The following is a 14,674-nucleotide window of genomic DNA, read 5'->3' on the forward strand; positions in this document are numbered from 1 at the left end:
TAACCACCTAAGACACCTAAGTTCATTAAAGACCAAATGCAAGAAATATTACAAGTCTTTTAAGATAGCGCGTCACGGCCTATATTTCCTAAGATGTCTCAGGTGGTTTATTTTTTTACCACCTAAGACATATAAGATCATGAAAGACCATATGCACGAAATTTTACAAGCCCTTGAAGATAGCGCGTCACGACCTATATTTTCTAAGATGTCTCAGGTGGTTTAGTTTTTTACCACCTAAGACATATAAGTTCATTAAAGACCAAATGACCGAATTTTACATGCACTTTAAGATAGCGCCTCACGGCTTATATTTTCTAAGATGTCTCAGGTGGTTTGTTTTTTTTACCACCTAAGACATATAAGATCATTAAAGACCAAATGCCCGAAATATTACGAGCCTGTTAAGATAACGCGACACGGCTTATATTTTCTAAGATGCCTCAGGTGGTATATATTTTCACCACCTAAGACACCTAAGTTCATTAAAGACCAAATGAACGAAATTCCAAGTTACTTGCCGTTTAGGATAGCGCCGCACAGCTTATAGTTTCTAAAATTTTTCAGGTGGTTTATCTTTTCACCATCTAAGAATTCATCTTAATAGTACCAAATCAGATTTATTATGGTTTAGAATGCAATTAAACAACCCAATTATCGTTTTTATTTCTACATCCACTCCTATTACCGAATGAAATTTTTGCCTTTTATTATTGCAATTTTATCCCTTCACATCGCTTCAGCTCAGAAATCATTTGTTTTTCCAAAAGTAAAACAACAAGGATCAAGTATTTCACAACTTACTCCAGCTAACTGGACTGTTATTGAGACTTCACAAGGCGATTTAAATAATGATCAAATTGAAGATATCGCACTCATCTTTGAATCTAATAAAACCGTTGATGAAACTAGAACATACGGCGACAATAATTCGGAAATCATCAAAGAAACGCAGAAGCCGCGGATTTTAGCGATCTATTTCAGAGATAAATCAACTGGAAACTATCAATTGTCTGCACAGAATAACGATTTTATTTTACGTTCTGAAGAAGGTGGAAAACTTGGCGATCCTTTACAACAGATTGAGATAAAAGAACAGCAACTTTTTTTAAGATTTCGAGGGGGTAGCGAATGGCGATGGGAATTAGGATATACTTTTAAATTCCAGAATAAAGACTGGTTCCTTACTAACGCAATTAATCTTTATTTTAACCAGAATACTGGTGATTTGACGGAAAGAATCTATGATTTTAATACCCGTGAGCTATTTACCACGGTTGGGAATTTGCATAGACGGGATATTGCCAATCGTAGAACGAGCGAAGTCCTTTACTTTTCTCAATTAAGAACTTTTAAAACCTTTAAAAAACCATGGGCATGGGAAATTATGCCAAACGTTTATTTGTGATATCGCATTTACTTGCGTGAAACCTATCCTGGTTAAGCTTATAGTTGTTGTGCAATAACAAACCCACTCGCCCAGGCCCACTGGAAATTATATCCGCCCAACCACCCGGTAACGTCTAAACACTCGCCACCGAAGAAGAGGTTAGGTATTTTTTTACATTCGAGCGTTTTCGAAGATATTTCATTTGTATCTATTCCACCGCGCATTACTTCGGCCTTATCATAACCTTTATCGCCGGCAGGCTTAACTTTAAACTGATGAATGGTTTGATCCACCAATTGGATTTCAGCACTTGTTAATGAAGCAACTGGTTTATTTAATGGTAGAAATTTGCCTAAGGCATCCGTTAATTTTTTGGTATAAAAACGGTTTAATAAAGTAGAGACCAAAGTTTTTCCATTTGACCGTCGCTCTTCATCTATTAACAACACGATATTTTCAGTTGGAAGTAAATTTAAGTTAACCACCTCACCCCTCCTCCAATATGAAGAAATCTGTAAAATACCCGGACCACTCAAACCCCAATGTGTAAACAGAATATTTTCTTCAAAAGATATTTTATCATTACTTACTTCGCAAAAAACAGAGTTGCCAGAAAGTTGGGCAAACCATTCTTCATCCTTACCCGTAATGGTTAAAGGAACCAGTGCAGGAGCAGTTTCCACCATATTCAATTGATGTTTCCTGGCAAAACGCAAAGCAAAATCGGTAGCGCCCATTTTTGGAATGGGTAAGCCTCCGGTTGCAATCACTAATTTTTCAGCCGTTAACGAAATTACTTTCCCATTCTTCTCATAAGTAACTTGAAATCCATCTGCTAAGATATCAATGTCCTTTACGTCAGCTTTGGTTCTAATTTCCTGTCCAAAATCTGCGCATGCAGCAGTAAACATTTCCACTACATCTTTTGCATTCTTATCATCTGGAAATAATTGGCCTAACGTCTTTTCTTTCCCCAAAATGCCATACGTTTCAAAAAAACTGATGGTATCTTCAACCGTCCACTGGTTAAAAGCTGATTTTACAAAATGAGGATTAGCCGAAATAAATTGTTCAGCTGTAGCAAATTGATTAGTATAATTACAGCGTCCGCCACCTGAAATTAAAATCTTGGCTCCAGGTTTTTCGTTCTTTTCCAGCACGATAACCTTTTTACCGAGATAACCAGCCTGTACTGCACACATTAACCCACAAGCACCTGCACCAATAATAATCGCATCTGCATCCATCATTAAACCTAAATTTGTTACTTTTGTACAAAATTAGCATAATTTTCAACCCCTCATGGCAAAACAGATAAGCGAATTAAAATTAGGTATTTTAGGTGGTGGACAGCTGGGTAGAATGCTTATTCAGCAGGCAATCAACTACAACGTAACGTCTTTAGTTTTAGATCCTGACCCGGACGCCCCTTGCAAAAACATAGCAAACTATTTTGAAAATGGTTCTATCACCGATTTCGACACCGTTTATAATTTCGGAAAGAAAGCGGATGTAATTACAATTGAGATAGAAAAGGTAAATATCGAAGCATTAGAGCAATTGGAGAAAGAAGGAAAAAAAGTGTTTCCACAGTCGAGAGTTATTCGATTAATCCAAGATAAAGGAATTCAAAAACAGTTTTTTAAAGAGAATGATATTCCAACTTCCCCCTTTCAAATTGTAAATACCAGAGAAGATATCGAAAATAGCCTGATTCCTTTTCCCTATATTTTAAAATTGCGTAAAGATGGTTACGACGGCAAAGGCGTAATGAGAATAAACAGTGCCGAAGATTTAAAAGATGCTTTTGATGCGCCTTGCATTATCGAAAAGTTAGTTGATTTTGAAAAGGAAGTCGCAGTAATAGTTGCCAGAAATTCCAATGGTGACATGAAAACCTTTCCAATGGTAGAAATGGAGTTTAACGCAGAAGCAAATTTAGTAGAGTTTCTGATTTCTCCTTCTACTTACGCAGAAAACTTGCAACAAAAGGCTGAAAATATAGCCAAAAACATCGCATCGGCAATGAATATCACTGGTATTTTAGCCGTGGAAATGTTTGTTGACGGAGATGGTGAAATACTGGTAAACGAAGTTGCACCACGTCCGCACAATAGTGGTCATCAAACGATTGAAGGAAATTATGTTTCGCAATTTGAACAGCACTTAAGGTCTATTTACAATCTGCCATTAGGCGATACAACCAGTATCACCAACGCTATTATGATTAATCTATTAGGCGAAAAAGGTTCAGAAGGGGTAGCTAAATATGAAAACCTGGAGAAAATTTTAGCTATTGATGGTGTGTTTGTTCACCTTTATGGAAAAAAATACACTAAGCCATTCCGCAAAATGGGTCATGTAACGATCGTAGATATTGATAGGGAGAAAGCGATTGAGAAAGCAAGGTACGTTCAAAAAACGTTGAAGGTCATAGCATAAGCGGATTGAAGAGTAAAGAGCAAGGAACAAAGAGTAAAGATAAAAAGAGTAAAGAGCAAGGAACAAGGAGCAAGGAACAAAGAGTAAAGATAAAAAGAGTAACGAGCCAGGAACAAAGGGTATAGAACAAAGATAATAAGCAATAAAATAAATATAATGAGTGCGAAAGTTGGAATAATTATGGGCAGCAAATCTGATTTGCCTGTTATGCAAGATGCTGCTGATATTTTAAAAGAATTTGGAATTGAATATGAACTCACAGTTGTCTCTGCACACCGTACGCCAGAGCGTATGTTCACTTATGCCAAAGAAGCACATGAAAAAGGTTTAAAAGTAATTATTGCTGGTGCAGGCGGCGCAGCACATTTGCCAGGAATGGTGGCATCTATTACCACATTGCCTGTGATTGGAGTTCCTGTAAAATCCTCAAATTCAATAGATGGCTGGGACAGTATCTTATCCATTTTGCAAATGCCAAATGGCATCCCTGTAGCTACAGTGGCTTTAAATGCGGCAAAAAATGCAGGCTTGCTGGCTGCTCAGATCTTAGCAACCGCCGACGCCTCATTAACCGTAAAAATGCAGGATTATAAAGATGACCTGAGAAGAAAGGTTGAAGAGAGCGCTGATAGTCTTTAGATTCAAGTCAGAGGTCAGAAGTTTTTTGTTTTTATAGTTTAAAATTTAGCTTAAATAAACCTCCTAATCATCAGACTTCAGACCTTTGACTAATATCTAATTTAATTCAAACTCGGATCAATCGGGAAATTGCTTACATGCGCGTACTTTGGGCCTAAATTTACAATCACATCACGCCACAGTTTTTCATCATCATTACCAAAAATAAGATCAAGATCAGATACATCACTTACCATCCAGGCATTTTGCGCTAGCTCCTGGTCGAGTTGACCATTTTCCCAGCCAGAATAACCCATAAAAAATTTAACCTCACTTTCTTCCAGCGCATTCGTATTGATCAAAATTTTGAGCGTTTCAAAGTTTCCTCCCCAGTAAAGCCCATTTCCTATGTGTTCTCCGCTTTGCAATTTATCGTAAGCACGATGAATGAAATGGAGCGTATTAGCTGCTACAGGGCCACCGAAATAGATGTGGTTATCTGCTTCCCATAAATCCTGCATTACATCCTTTAAAATTACATTTGCCACTTGATTCAGGATATAACCTACAGATCCATCTTCGCTATGTTCTGATAGCAAAACAACAGATCGCTTAAAATTCGGATCAGACATAAAGGGTTCAGAGATCAATAAACGGCCAGTTTTCGGTTTAATATTATTTAGCATGACGATTATCATTTGTTGCACCGTAAAAGATGCCTATTTTTGTTAAATGCAAGTTACTAATGAATTTCTACAAAACCTGCGCCAAGATTATAAAAGCGCCACGTTAGATGAGTCTGACGTAGATAACAATCCAATTAATCAATTTAAAAAATGGTTTGAACACGCTGTGGAGGCACAAATTCACGAACCAAACGTGATGACGTTGGCAACTGCCGATAAATCTGGTCGTCCGGATGCGCGGATCGTCTTATTAAAAGGGGTTGATGATAAAGGGTTTAGGTTTTTTACCAATTATCTGAGTGCTAAAGGAAAAGAATTAAAAAGAAATCCTTACGCTGCTTTGGTTTTTTTCTGGCCGGAATTAGAACGGCAAGTGAGAATTGAAGGAACGGTAGAAAAACTCGATAAGGAAACTTCTGAGGAGTATTTCAATACCCGCCCTATCGCCAGTAAGATCGGTGCAATTGCCTCACCACAAAGTCAGGTGATTCCAAACAGATCTTTCCTAGAAGAAAAATTTGAGGATCTAAAAGCTAAAAGCGAGGACAAAGCTATTGTAAAACCAGCGCATTGGGGTGGTTATGTGGTTAAACCAACACGTATTGAGTTTTGGCAAGGCAGAAGAAGCAGATTGCACGATCGGGTAAATTTTGAATGGATCAAAAATGAATGGGTTAAATCCAGATTAGCACCTTAGTGATTATAAAAATGAAATAGAGGTCTGCTATCCAGCCGGACCTCTATTTCTAACTAATCATTAACTAACCTAAACTTTTATAGGAAGTATTGTATATAAACGTCGTATTTTAAAAAATATGACGGGGGAATTTAATTTTAGTAGCAATTGAAATTTAATTTTGTTTGCTTGATCTAGCAAAATTATTTAAAAAGCAGTAGTAAAATGCCAGCTATTGATAAAATCAGCACTTGAAACCCATTAAAGATTAATTTAGCTACAACCTAGTTTCTGTTAATAGATCTTGAGATGATCGGGATCGGCAGGATTATAAATTGTTACGCTAACCAAAAATAACATTATGATTAAAAACGTCGCAGTTATCGGTTCAGGAACCATGGGGAATGGCATTGCACATCTATTTGCACAGTTCAATTATAAAGTAAACCTGATCGACATCAATCAAACCGCTCTAGATCTGGCCTTAAAAACAATAGCGAAAAATCTGGATAGACAGGTATTAAAGGGTACACTTAATGAAGAACAAAAAAACGCCACACTCCAAAATATTACCTCCTATACATTACTAAGTGAAGGCGTAGCAACCGCCGATTTAATTGTAGAAGCAGCGACTGAAAATCTTGATTTAAAATTAAAAATCTTTAAGGATTTAGATGTTCATGCACCTGCGGGTGCTATCCTCGCATCAAATACTTCATCGATATCAATTACACAAATTGCATCGGTCACTTCACGTGGTAACCAGGTAATTGGTATGCATTTTATGAATCCGGTTCCCGTAATGAAATTGGTTGAGGTGATTCGCGGATATCAAACCAGCGATGAAACGACCCATACTATTATGGAACTTTCAAAAAAACTGGAAAAAACACCTGTTGAGGTGAATGATTATCCGGGTTTTGTCGCCAATCGAATCCTGATGCCAATGATTAATGAAGCTATTTACACTTTATATGAAGGCGTTGCTGGTGTCTATGAAATTGATACGGTAATGAAACTTGGAATGGCACATCCAATGGGGCCACTGCAATTGGCTGATTTTATTGGCCTGGACGTATGCATGGCAATTTTAAAAGTATTGCACGATGGATTTGGAAATCCAAAATATGCGCCTTGTCCATTATTAGTCAATATGGTTGCCGCGGGCAAAAAAGGCATAAAATCAGGCGAAGGTTTTTATCAGTATACTCCAGGATCTAAAGATTTGATTGTTTCTGATAAATTCAAAAAATCCTAATTTTTTTAGCATTTTATTTTATATTTGCGTTATGAACGAAAATCTTGATCCGGATGCAAACAACCTCACGCCTACCGATCGCGATATTGAAAGGGTATTAAGGCCACAAGCCTTTGAAGATTTCACAGGTCAGGAGAAAGTGATGGAGAACCTGAAGATTTTTGTTCAGGCTGCAAAACTTCGTGGCGAGGCTTTAGACCATGTACTTTTACACGGCCCTCCAGGTTTAGGTAAAACAACACTTTCTTACATTATTGCCAATGAAATGGGCGCCGGCATCAAGGTAACCTCTGGTCCTGTTCTAGATAAACCTGGCGATTTAGCCGGACTTTTAACTGGCCTGGATGAAGGTGATATTCTTTTTATTGATGAAATTCACCGCTTGTCGCCTTTGGTGGAAGAATATCTCTATTCTGCAATGGAAGATTTCAAAATTGATATCATGCTTGAAACCGGTCCTAATGCACGTTCAGTTCAGATCTCATTAAACCCTTTTACTTTGGTTGGTGCTACCACCCGCTCAGGCTTACTTACTGCACCATTAAGGGCAAGATTTGGAATAAATTGCCGCTTAGCCTATTATGACGCTAAATTATTAACTACTATCGTTCTAAGATCATCAGACATCTTAAAGACACCAATTAGTGATGAAGGCGCATTTGAAATCGCACGCCGGAGTCGGGGCACGCCCCGTATAGCGAACGCACTGCTGCGCCGAACCAGGGATTTCGCACAAATAAAAGGAACCGGAAGCATTGATCCGGACATTGCAAACTATGCCTTAAATGCACTTAATGTAGATGAGCATGGCTTAGATGAAATGGATAACAAAATCCTGACTACCATCATCGATAAATTCAAAGGCGGACCCGTAGGTTTAAAAACCATCGCTACAGCTGTTGGAGAAGATGAAGGAACTATTGAAGAGGTTTATGAACCGTTTTTAATTCAGGAAGGCTTCATAATGCGTACTTCCCGTGGCCGTGAAGTTACAGAAGCTGCGTACAAACATTTAAAGAAAAATTATCCAGCTCAAACTGGAAAATTGTTTTAACACTGCGCCAGCCTGGTAAATCGAAAAATTAATTCTTTTCAATCCACATTCCTTATCCATGAAAATGCGCGGGGAAACTTGCATAATAGATCCTGAATCAAGTTCAGGACGATCGCTTTAATATACTGATCATAAAAAGGCGAAAAATTTAGGCGTTTATATAAAGGCTATAGGCAAATCTGGTGAGCTGTCGCTGCGCTAGCAAGTGCATTAAATAGGTTATCTATCGGTCGTGAGTTTCACTGACCAAAATGACAATCAGACGTTTCGGTTGGTGAAGACACCAAACCGATAGCATTATTTCTTAAGATTGTCATGTTGGACTTGTCGAAACCCATTCAAAACATTTTTCAAAAGCCCTTCGACTGGCAAGCATTAATTTATAAATATCCGTTTATATCTCAATAATATAAATCAGTAGCATTAAAATTAAACACAAAGATTCTGAATCAAGTTCAGGACAATCGCTTTAAGACACAGATCATAAAAAGGCCAAAAAAAAATAAATAGTGATCAAAGATTCTCTAATTTCATCAAACATTTAACAACCAAAACCGTTGAGTAAGTGTAAAACCAACAAATTATTATGAATATCGAATTACGTAAGCTAACGCTCGAAGATTATGCCGATTTAAAAGAATCTATGCTTCAAGCCTATGATAGCATGGGTGGGTCAATCTGGCCAAAATCCAGCATTGCAAAACTTTTAAATCTTTTCCCGGAAGGTCAGGTTTGTATTGCTGTAGATGATAAAGTAGTGGCTTGCTCACTTTCTATAATTGTTGAATATGATGAGTATGGTGATAGACATACCTATAAATTAATCACAGGTGATTATTCTTTCTCTACTCATGATCCTAATGGCGATACTTTATATGGTATCGAAATTTTTGTACATCCTGATTTTCGCGGATTAAGATTAGGGAGAAGACTTTACGAAGCCAGGAAAGAACTTTGTGAAAGTCTAAATTTAAAAAGCATTATCGCTGGAGGCAGAATCCCAGGTTACCATACCTATTCGGAAACTTTAACACCGAGACAGTATATTGATAAAGTTAAAGCAAAAGAAATTTACGATCCGACGTTAACTTTTCAAATTTCGAATGACTTCCACGTTCGTAAAGTTTTGAAAAATTATTTGCCGGGTGATAAAGAATCGAAAGAGTTCGCCACATTAATTGAATGGAATAACATTTATTACCAAGGTGTAGATGCTTCTGCACGTTCGGCAATGACTATTAGACTGGGATTAGTTCAATGGGAAATGCGTTTATTTCCAGACATGGATGTTTTCTATGAACAAGTAGAGTTCTTTGTAGATGCATTGAGTGGTTACAAGTCAGATTTCATTATGTTTCCAGAGTTGTTTAATACGCCATTATTACAACCTTACAATCACCTTCCTGAAATTGAAGCGATGCGTAAACTCGCCGAAAAAACAAAGGAAATTGTAGATAGAATGCATGAGTATGCTTTGAGCTACAATGTAAATATCATTACTGGAAGTATGCCATTGTTAGAAAATGGAAAATTATATAACGCCACCTATTTGTGCCATAGAACAGGTAAGATAGATGAATATAGAAAAATCCATATCACTCCAAATGAGCAAAAATATTATGGAATGATCGGTGGGGATAAAGTTCAGGTTTTTGATACCGACTGTGGAAAAATTGGAATTTTAATCTGCTACGATGTTGAGTTCCCAGAACTAAGTAGAATTTATGCTGATCAGGGCATGCAAATTTTATTTGTTCCGTTTTTAACAGATACCCAGAATGGTTATACCAGGGTTAGACATTGTGCACAAGCCAGGGCAATTGAAAATGAATGTTATGTAGCTATTGCAGGTTGTGTGGGAAATTTACCAAAAGTGAATAATATGGATATTCAGTTTGCTCAGTCTGCAGTTTTTACCCCTTCAGATTTTGCTTTCCCAACCAATGCTGTTAAAGCAGAAGCTACGCCGAATACAGAAATGGTATTAGTAGTTGATGTTGATCTTCACCTTCTGGATGAATTACACCATTATGGAACGGTTAAAGTATTGAAAGATCGCCGTACGGATTTATATCAAACGAAATTGTTAAAATAAATTAGTTTTCTTTTTGAAAAACTTAAAAAGGAAACAAAAAAATGCCGGTTGCATCAACAGCCGGCATTTCAATCTAATCTAAAGCTACTTATTTTCTTAATGCAAACCACACGATTAACCCGATAATCACTGCAACTGGCAAAATCCATTTTAAAATTGATCCTGCCCCGTTTTCATCTTTTTCAGTTACAGCTGGCTTTGCTGGTCCTGGGTCTTCTTTGTGATTTTCGTAATCTTGTTCAATTGGTTTAGGAGCTTCTCCTGATTCCGTATGTTTTGGATCTATATTTTCCATATGTTATTAGTTGAGTGAAGTACTCACATTATCAATTTCTGATTCGGTAAGCTACACAGTTAATTAATTTAGTTTCTGTAAGGAGAACACGTTATTAATCAAAATGTTTTAAATCCTAAGCCTTATCTTTGCCTATCTGTGTACAATAATGCTGCAAAATATAGTCAATTAATAAAGGATGAGGCAAAACGCCTTGGCTTTCTGGACGTTGGTATTTCTAAAGCTGAATTTTTGGAAAATGAAGCACCAAGACTAGAAAAATGGTTGCATCAAAATCATCATGGTGAAATGAAGTATATGGAGAATTACTTCGATAAACGCCTTGATCCGAGACTGCTTGTTGATGGTGCTAAATCTGTTATCTCCTTATCTTTAAATTATTATACGGAGGAAAAGCAATTAGATCCTGATGCACCAAAGATATCAAAGTATGCTTATGGCCAGGATTATCACACAGTAATAAAAGATAAACTTAAAGCACTAACCTATTTTATTGAAGAAAATATTGGTGATGTTTCTGGTAGAGCATTTGTAGACTCTGCTCCTGTTTTAGATCGGGCATGGGCAAAAAAATCAGGTATTGGTTGGATTGGAAAAAATTCGAATCTCATCACCAAAACGGAAGGTTCTTTTTTCTTTCTTGCAGAATTAATTATCGATCTGGAATTAGATTATGATCATCCATTTCAAACCGATCATTGTGGTACCTGTACGCGATGTTTAGATGCCTGCCCGACTGATGCAATCATCGCCCCGCAGGTTGTAGATGGAACCAAATGTATTTCCTATTTAACCATCGAATTAAAGAATGAAATCCCTACTGAATTTAAGGATAAAATGAACAACTGGATGTTTGGTTGTGATATTTGTCAGGATGTTTGCCCTTGGAACAGGTTTTCTAAAGCTCACAGTGAGGAAGCGTTTAAGCCTGAGAATGGTTTACTGGATTTAACCGCGAAAGAACTTACTGAAATTACCGACGAGGTTTTCAAGAAGGTATTTAAAGGATCAGCGGTAAAGCGGACAAAGTATAACGGGCTGAAACGGAACATAGATTTTCTGAAGCCAGAATAAGTTAAATAAAAAGGCCTCTCCGTTATAGAAAGGCCTAAAAATTATCATTGATCAACTTACCCTTAAATTTTCGAGTTATTTTCTTGATGAAGCACCACCAAACTTGCACGTGGTGCTTTGTTAAGAAAATTAAACAGTTTCTAAAGATTCACAGCTAGTTAACTGTGAATGTATTGTCTCCCTTGGATTTATCCGGAACATGGCTACTTCCCATCACTACTTTTTTAAGCTTTTTAGTGGTCTTAATTTTGATCACAACCATCTTACTCCCTTTCTCCCAAATGCCAATGGTATTGTGATTTTTCTCTACAGAACCATCATCGTAGGTTAATGTTAAATCAATTGGAAGAGGTTTTATCCCTTTATTTTCTACAACAATAGTATATCCACCATTTGTTCTATCTACGGCTTTAATACCCAAATCCAGGATGCCACCCTCAAAAAACCAAGCTTTCCAAAACCAATTCAGGTTTTTACCGCTTCCCTCGTTCATGCTGTTAAAAAAATCATATGGCATTGGGTGTTTACCATTCCAGTTTTTAATGTAAGTGTGAAGGGCCTTCGTAAATAACTCCTCGCCTAAATAATCCTTAATAAATAAATAAGCTAAACCAGGTTTTGGGTAAGAGTTTGTAAATGATCCAGAACCTTTTAAATCAGGTGTTAAGGTCATTATTGGCGAATCGTCTTTGCTTCCTGATGATGAAGCCGTTGGTTGGATTCCATATTCGTCAACCATGTTCGAATCAATCATTGGTGAAATAAGCCACTCGCCTATTGTTGCCCAACCTTCATCCATCCAACCATATTTGGTTTCATTAATGCCCATATAAAATGGAAACATGGTGTGGAAAATTTCATGATCAGTTAAAGTAATTGCATCTTCACGATTACCTACCGGGTTATCATTCACCATCATTGGGTATTCCATTTGATCCAATCCATCGAAAATGGTTTCATGATTGTATGGAAAAGGCCATTTCGGAAAAACAAAACTCATTGATGACACCGTTTTGCGCGCAAAATCAATCACCTCATAATAATCCTTATGTTTGGGATTAAATACGGCATCCACCCTGGTTCTTCTTTTGGTCTTCAGATCAACGACTAAACTCGTCGACTTCCATAAATAATGATCACTTAAAGCAAAAACAAAATCTGTAACATTAAGGGCCTCAAATTTAAAAGTATTGAAAGCGTTGTTTCTGGTCACCTTTTTATCAGCCAGGTCCTGATCAGTAATCACATCAATTATCGCATCTTTTTTTTCAGCAGATTCAATTCTGGCTACGATCTGATCCTGAAAAACCTCGTTTGCGTTTTTTAGATCTCCGGTTGCCCAAACGCCATAACCACCAGGCACAGTTACTTCAGCATTGAACTGATCAAAATCATTATAAAATTCTTCTGCCCCGGTATAAGGATATTTATTCCAGCCATCTACGTCATCATAAACAGCAATTCTTGGAAAGAAATAGGCGATGAAATAAGCGCCATCATCCACCTGACCGGTACGCATATGTGATCCCTTATTTAGGGTGTAATGGTAATCTATATCGAATTTTATGGTATGACCTGGTAAAACTGGCGGAACCTTAACGGTCATGTTTGTTCCATCAATATGATAATCACTGATGGTATTTCCAGACACATTTAATTTTTCAATCGCTACGCCATCACCTAAATCAGACTCCGCAATCTTTGATTTTCTTGGTGTACCTTTTTTATAAAGATTCGGATATAACTTAAACCAAATTTCATTCAAAGTATCAGGACTGTTATTGGTATAAACTACTGCAACTTTACCTTTTAACAGTCTACTTGCTGGATTAAAATCAACCTTTAAATCATATTTAGATTTGTTTTGCCAATAATCTTTACCCGGTTTACCATTCACACTTCTAGTTGCTTTCTGGTAAGTATTCTGGAAAACGGGTTCTACAGGCAGTTGTGTTTGTGCCTGAATCGAACTTCCAATCAGGATAAACCATGCGATAAGTTTTATAATTTTCATGTTGTTATTAAACTAAAAAAGCACAAGGAATAATGATATTGCCTTGTGCTTTTTTAAATTGATTTTAATTATTTACCAAATTTCATTTTTAACTGTTCAAGCATATCGGTATTAATCGGCTGCGCAGGTTTATCAGATTGTGGCTTTGGTTGTGGTTTCTTATACTGAGGACGATCCTGCGGCGTATTGTTTTGCGGTTTCGGTGCCCGGTTTTCGTTTTTCTTAGCATTAAATTTTGCCCATTCTTCATCAAGCTTTTTCTTGGTATAAAGTGGAAAATCACCGTTTTTCATCCAGGCATAATAACTTGGCTCTGCTGCAAAAACCTGTTGAGCTGTTTTGCCCTTATGCTTTCCAAAATTAAAACATACTTCATCCTGATCATTATAAACCATACGGCCTGCAAAGTCGACTGGTTTATTAATGTTTGTAAATACATGTAGTGCATCTACATCATTAACAACAGGAACACTTTTTACGCCTTGCTTGCTTTCAAACTCAGTTTCCTTATACATGTCTAACTGACCTAACAGGACTTTATATGTCGCAATTACATCAGCTTCGGCAGCATGGGCGTTTACTAAGTCTTCCTGACAGTAAAATTTATAAGCCGCTTTTAAAGTGCGTTGTTCCATCTGGTGAAAGATATTTTGAACATCGACAAATTTTCTCTGGCTCATATCAAAGTCGATATTTGCTCTTAAAAACTCTTCCAATAGCATTGGAATATCAAACTTATTAGAGTTGTAACCGGCTAAATCACTATCACCGATAAACTCGGCAATCTCATTTGCTAAAACTTTAAATGTTGGCTCATTGGCAATATCTTCATCATAAATACCATGAATTAAAGAGGTCTGCAATGGAATAGGCATTTCAGGATTTACACGCCACGTTTTAACAATTTCGGTTCCATCGGGCATGGCTTTAAGAACAGCAATTTCTACTATTCTGTCTGCACCCACGTTTATACCAGTTGCCTCAAGATCGAAAAATGCTAAAGGGCGTTTTAAATTTAATTTCATCGGTTTTTAATATCAGATTTAGATGAAGTTGTCTATGCTACACCCAT

Annotated in this window: 13 protein-coding genes; 8 read left to right on the forward strand and 5 right to left on the reverse strand. The window is 37.1% G+C overall.

What is annotated here, in order from left to right:
* Window positions 1-691 precede the first annotated feature (691 nt).
* Window positions 692-1,408, forward strand: coding sequence for a hypothetical protein (locus SOM16_RS04330; protein WP_320462768.1), 717 nt, complete (start codon window positions 692-694; stop codon window positions 1,406-1,408).
* A 38-nt stretch (window positions 1,409-1,446) separates the two neighbouring features.
* Here SOM16_RS04330 and SOM16_RS04335 read toward each other — a convergent pair whose 3' ends face one another.
* The gene (locus tag SOM16_RS04335) at window positions 1,447-2,637 is read right to left on the reverse strand and encodes an NAD(P)/FAD-dependent oxidoreductase (RefSeq protein WP_320463215.1); all 1,191 of its coding nucleotides are present in this window, start codon (window positions 2,635-2,637) and stop codon (window positions 1,447-1,449) included.
* 55 nt (window positions 2,638-2,692) lie between these two features.
* On the opposite strand from SOM16_RS04335, the gene SOM16_RS04340 reads away from it, so the two are divergent.
* Window positions 2,693-3,832 carry a 5-(carboxyamino)imidazole ribonucleotide synthase gene (locus SOM16_RS04340; RefSeq protein ID WP_320462769.1) on the forward strand — a complete coding sequence of 380 codons (1,140 nt, stop codon included), beginning with the start codon at window positions 2,693-2,695 and terminating at the stop codon, window positions 3,830-3,832.
* A gap of 156 nt (window positions 3,833-3,988) precedes the next feature.
* Entirely contained in the window at window positions 3,989-4,471 is a 483-nt protein-coding gene (gene purE, locus SOM16_RS04345; RefSeq protein WP_320462770.1) for a 5-(carboxyamino)imidazole ribonucleotide mutase, read from the forward strand.
* Between the two features lie 101 nt (window positions 4,472-4,572).
* On the opposite strand, the gene SOM16_RS04350 is transcribed toward purE, so the two are convergent.
* Entirely contained in the window at window positions 4,573-5,136 is a 564-nt protein-coding gene (locus SOM16_RS04350) for a YqgE/AlgH family protein (RefSeq protein WP_320462771.1), read from the reverse strand.
* 46 nt (window positions 5,137-5,182) lie between these two features.
* Between SOM16_RS04350 and pdxH the strand changes: the two genes are divergently transcribed.
* The 4 genes from pdxH to SOM16_RS04370 all read left to right on the forward strand — a co-directional run bounded on the left by pdxH (window position 5,183) and on the right by SOM16_RS04370 (window position 10,219).
* On the forward strand, window positions 5,183-5,833 hold the full coding sequence (gene pdxH, locus SOM16_RS04355) for a pyridoxamine 5'-phosphate oxidase (RefSeq protein WP_320462772.1): 651 nt from the start codon (window positions 5,183-5,185) through the stop codon (window positions 5,831-5,833).
* A gap of 337 nt (window positions 5,834-6,170) precedes the next feature.
* Window positions 6,171-7,070 (forward strand): 3-hydroxybutyryl-CoA dehydrogenase, encoded by a 900-nt coding sequence (locus SOM16_RS04360; protein ID WP_349254631.1) that lies wholly within the window; start codon window positions 6,171-6,173, stop codon window positions 7,068-7,070.
* A 31-nt stretch (window positions 7,071-7,101) separates the two neighbouring features.
* Entirely contained in the window at window positions 7,102-8,124 is a 1,023-nt protein-coding gene (gene ruvB / locus SOM16_RS04365) for a Holliday junction branch migration DNA helicase RuvB (protein ID WP_320462774.1), read from the forward strand.
* Between the two features lie 586 nt (window positions 8,125-8,710).
* A complete protein-coding gene (locus tag SOM16_RS04370; RefSeq protein WP_320462775.1) occupies window positions 8,711-10,219 on the forward strand; it encodes a bifunctional GNAT family N-acetyltransferase/carbon-nitrogen hydrolase family protein in 1,509 nt (502 codons plus the stop codon).
* Between the two features lie 88 nt (window positions 10,220-10,307).
* Here SOM16_RS04370 and SOM16_RS04375 read toward each other — a convergent pair whose 3' ends face one another.
* Window positions 10,308-10,514: a hypothetical protein gene (locus tag SOM16_RS04375; protein ID WP_320462776.1), complete on the reverse strand. Its 207-nt coding sequence runs from the start codon at window positions 10,512-10,514 to the stop codon at window positions 10,308-10,310.
* 138 nt (window positions 10,515-10,652) lie between these two features.
* Between SOM16_RS04375 and queG the strand changes: the two genes are divergently transcribed.
* The gene (gene queG, locus SOM16_RS04380; RefSeq protein WP_320462777.1) at window positions 10,653-11,588 is read left to right on the forward strand and encodes a tRNA epoxyqueuosine(34) reductase QueG; all 936 of its coding nucleotides are present in this window, start codon (window positions 10,653-10,655) and stop codon (window positions 11,586-11,588) included.
* A 154-nt stretch (window positions 11,589-11,742) separates the two neighbouring features.
* On the opposite strand, the gene SOM16_RS04385 is transcribed toward queG, so the two are convergent.
* Together SOM16_RS04385 and SOM16_RS04390 are read right to left on the reverse strand one after the other, a co-directional pair.
* Complete coding sequence (locus SOM16_RS04385) at window positions 11,743-13,602, reverse strand: M1 family metallopeptidase (RefSeq protein ID WP_320462778.1); 1,860 nt, start codon at window positions 13,600-13,602, stop codon at window positions 11,743-11,745.
* Between the two features lie 68 nt (window positions 13,603-13,670).
* Entirely contained in the window at window positions 13,671-14,627 is a 957-nt protein-coding gene (locus SOM16_RS04390) for a 3'-5' exonuclease (protein ID WP_320462779.1), read from the reverse strand.
* Window positions 14,628-14,674 lie beyond the last annotated feature (47 nt).

Origin of the sequence: Pedobacter sp. CFBP9032 (genome assembly GCF_034045265.1) — a bacterium.
Classification (GTDB): Bacteria; Bacteroidota; Bacteroidia; order Sphingobacteriales; family Sphingobacteriaceae; genus Pedobacter.

Bases quoted from the DNA above. Each gene is read 5' to 3' on its own strand.
- SOM16_RS04330 (WP_320462768.1), top strand. From the start codon at position 692: ATGAAATTTTTGCCTTTTATTATTGCAATTTTATCCCTTCACATCGCT.
- SOM16_RS04335 (WP_320463215.1), bottom strand. From the start codon at position 2,637: ATGGATGCAGATGCGATTATTATTGGTGCAGGTGCTTGTGGGTTAATG.
- SOM16_RS04340 (WP_320462769.1), top strand. From the start codon at position 2,693: ATGGCAAAACAGATAAGCGAATTAAAATTAGGTATTTTAGGTGGTGGA.
- purE (WP_320462770.1), top strand. From the start codon at position 3,989: ATGAGTGCGAAAGTTGGAATAATTATGGGCAGCAAATCTGATTTGCCT.
- SOM16_RS04350 (WP_320462771.1), bottom strand. From the start codon at position 5,136: ATGCTAAATAATATTAAACCGAAAACTGGCCGTTTATTGATCTCTGAA.
- pdxH (WP_320462772.1), top strand. From the start codon at position 5,183: ATGCAAGTTACTAATGAATTTCTACAAAACCTGCGCCAAGATTATAAA.
- ruvB (WP_320462774.1), top strand. From the start codon at position 7,102: ATGAACGAAAATCTTGATCCGGATGCAAACAACCTCACGCCTACCGAT.
- SOM16_RS04370 (WP_320462775.1), top strand. From the start codon at position 8,711: ATGAATATCGAATTACGTAAGCTAACGCTCGAAGATTATGCCGATTTA.
- SOM16_RS04375 (WP_320462776.1), bottom strand. From the start codon at position 10,514: ATGGAAAATATAGATCCAAAACATACGGAATCAGGAGAAGCTCCTAAA.
- SOM16_RS04385 (WP_320462778.1), bottom strand. From the start codon at position 13,602: ATGAAAATTATAAAACTTATCGCATGGTTTATCCTGATTGGAAGTTCG.
- SOM16_RS04390 (WP_320462779.1), bottom strand. From the start codon at position 14,627: ATGAAATTAAATTTAAAACGCCCTTTAGCATTTTTCGATCTTGAGGCA.